Raw genomic sequence first — 3222 nt, forward strand, 5'->3', positions numbered from 1 at the left:
TCATACTAGGAAGCTCTAGTTTTTTGTGTCTCATAGCCTTAAAAAAAACGAGATAGTCTAAGCATAGAAAGGAGAACATATTTCAAACCATTCTCGTGTTACAAAAAATTATTTATCTATAACTCATGTTTGCCTTGAACAGTCTCACAATACTGAAATTGAGGAGATTGGGAGAAAATAAGGATTGCCATAAAAAGATTAACTTACATCGTTAGGGACTCTACCCAATGCTCACTTTTCATAAACTCTCATGACAGTCCTTATTTGTGATATGTAAAAGTTTAAAATGAAAGGAGAATTATCATGGAAAAGAAAGTACATTTTAAACTTCACAAAGTTAAAAAACATTGGGTAACTATTGCAGTGACAGGGCTTACTTTAGGATTGAGTTTTGCAGGCCTTAACTACGCTTCAGCTGAAGAACACCATACCCCTGTTAATGAAGCGACTGTTGAAGCCATCATCAAAGAAGGTGCTATTGACGTCGAGGCTCCAGCAACTAGTGAAGCCACAACTAAACCTACAGAAAATACGACTACTACCGCTTCGAGCGAGGCTGCCACAGTGTCAGAAACACCTGTAGTCACCTCTGAAGTGGCTTCAACAGAAACAGTCTCTGAAAAACCAAGCTCTGAAGTCTCAAGCACAGCTAGTTCAGAAGTAGCTAGTCCGGAAACTACACATTCTGAGGTAGGTGCAACGACTAGCGAGAGTGTTACAGCTGAGAATGTGTCACCAACAACTAGTGATACTGATACCCCTAATTCTCAAGTTCCCTCTGCTGAAAATAATATCACTGGCGGTCACTACTACAGTGATAAACAGGGGAATTGGTACTATGAAGATGCTAATGGGAAAAAACTTACTGGAGATCAAACGATTGATAACGTAAGAGTCTCCTTCTGGGAGGACGGAAAACAAATTAAAGGACCACAAATCGTAAATTACAAACTATACCGTTATTTTGATGATAATACTGGTCAACTACAAACCAAACGGTATCTAGAATATAAGGGAAACTGGTACTATGTTGACAAGGATGGTATTCCTCTCAAGGGGGAACAAACCATTGATAGGCAAGAAGTTTATTTTGATTATGACGGAACTCAAGTCAAAGGAGACTTTAGTGAAAAGTATTCTGGTAATCTTGATAAGATGCACTATTATGACCCTAACACCGGAGCTAGAGTTAGAAAAGAAGGTCTCGTTCAAGATAAAGAAGGAAGAACCTTTTTTATCAATAATGACGGTTCTAAATATACAGGAACTCGTATGATTGATGGTAATCTTTATTATTTCGAAATCAACTCTGGTGTCATGCAAAAAGGAATCAGCATAGAGCTAGAAGATGGAAAGACTCTTCCAACTTCTAATAAATATGGAACGCCCACAAACATTACCCGTCGTTACTATTTTGACTCAGAAACCGGTCAGTTAGTCAAAAAACAAACAATTAAAGAAAATGATAAATGGTACTACTACGGTGATGATGGAAATGCTATTCGTCCTAAAGATGGGGAAACCCTTATTAATGGACAAATCGTCTATCTCTACTCAAACGGCCGTCAAGCTAAAGGAGAACTTGTTCTTGATAATGGGGTCCTCCGTTACTATGATCCTGATTCTGGAGCTCGTGTTGTAAATACAAGCCTAACGATCAATGGGATGACTTATAACTTTGATGAAAATGGAATTGGTAAAGATGCTCCAAACCCTAACGGCTACTATAGCGATGAACAGGGTAACTGGTATTATAAGAATGCAAGCGGAGAAAACCTTATCGGTTCCCAAATCATTAAGGGACAAAGAGTATTCTTCCGGGATAATGGACAACAAGTCAAAGGGGCCTATTTAGATATATATAATGACCTTAAAGGTTACTACGATATCAATACAGGAAATCTCGTAACCAATCGTTACGTTGAAGTTAATGGTAATTGGTACTATGTTAATAAATACGGTAGCCCACTAAAAGGGGCCTACATTATTGATGGACAAGATGTTATGTTCGATCCCCATAATGGTAAACAGATTAAAGGAGGATTTGTAAGAGATCCGAAGTTTATCTCCAAATATTATTACATGCCTAAGTACTACTATGATAAAGACAATGGTTGCAAAGTAACCCATGCAGGCTTTGTTAATGAAAATGATTCAACCTACTACCTTGATGATAAAGGACAAATAGTTCTTGGACTTCAGGAAATTAATGGCGATTTCTATTACTTCCGTCCAGAAAATACGTATAAACAATATGACATTGGAGAAATGTTACGAGATCGTTTTATCTATGAAAATAATAAGGTCTATTATGTTGATCATAGTGGTAAAGTCTTGAAAAATCGCTTTTTCGAACGTAATGGAACTTGGTATTATTTTACAAAAGATGGTACAGCTGCAACAGGAGAAGTTGAAATTAATGGTCAAAAACTATACTTTGATAATCCTTGGGGTTTTCAGACCAAAGGAAGGGTTGCTCAAAACGGTAAATTCTATGACAAAGATTCTGGTGAACTAGTGACCAATACTTTTAAAGAAGGATTGACTTCCGTTGGTAGTACCATATATGGCGAAACTTTATATGCAAAGGACTGGTATTACCTTGATAGGGAAGGCCGACCACTAAAAGGACCTCAAACACTTGATTATGTCAAAATGTACTTCTTCCCTAATGGAGCACAGGTTAAGGGACGTTTTGCTCCTGATGGACACTACTATGATAAGGATACTGGTGCACTTGTAACAAACCGTTACGTCCATATCTATAACTGGAAATTTCAAGATAAATACGGTAATCCTGTCGATAACTTTTTTATCCAGTTCCCACATAATTTTATTTTTGATCCCAATCATAATACAATACCAGTAGACATTAGTCACTACCCACTTTCAAGCAAAGACTTCGATTGTGAGGACTATTTCTACTACGTTGATGTCAATGGTGATAAAGTTACCGGTGAACAAACCATTGACAATGTCCCAGTCTACTTCCACAGTAACGGTAAACAAGCCAAAGGTGAACTAGTCACCGTCGATGGTAAAATCCACTACTACGATGCTAACTCAGGTGCCCGTTTGTCAAATATTGACATTACTATTAAAGGGCAAACCTATCACTTTGATGCGGATGGAAACGGAACACTCATTAGTTAATGAAGTTATAGAGACTCCTTCTCAATAACGACAGTTTACAATGAAAGGAGAATTATCATGGAAAAGAAA

The 3222-nt window shown here is 37.5% G+C and carries 1 protein-coding gene; it reads left to right on the forward strand.

Annotated elements, in window-relative coordinates; all coding sequences use genetic code 11:
* Positions 1–303 precede the first annotated feature (303 nt).
* On the forward strand, positions 304–3153 hold the full coding sequence (locus HMPREF2571_RS04195; RefSeq protein ID WP_070847252.1) for a KxYKxGKxW signal peptide domain-containing protein: 2850 nt from the start codon (positions 304–306) through the stop codon (positions 3151–3153).
* Positions 3154–3222 lie beyond the last annotated feature (69 nt).

It is taken from the genome of Streptococcus sp. HMSC068F04 (assembly GCF_001837455.1).
In the GTDB taxonomy this organism is placed as follows: domain Bacteria; phylum Bacillota; class Bacilli; order Lactobacillales; family Streptococcaceae; genus Streptococcus; species Streptococcus salivarius_D.

Excerpts from the sequence above, each read along its gene's own strand:
- HMPREF2571_RS04195 (WP_070847252.1), top strand. The coding sequence starts at position 304 with ATGGAAAAGAAAGTACATTTTAAACTTCACAAAGTTAAAAAACATTGG.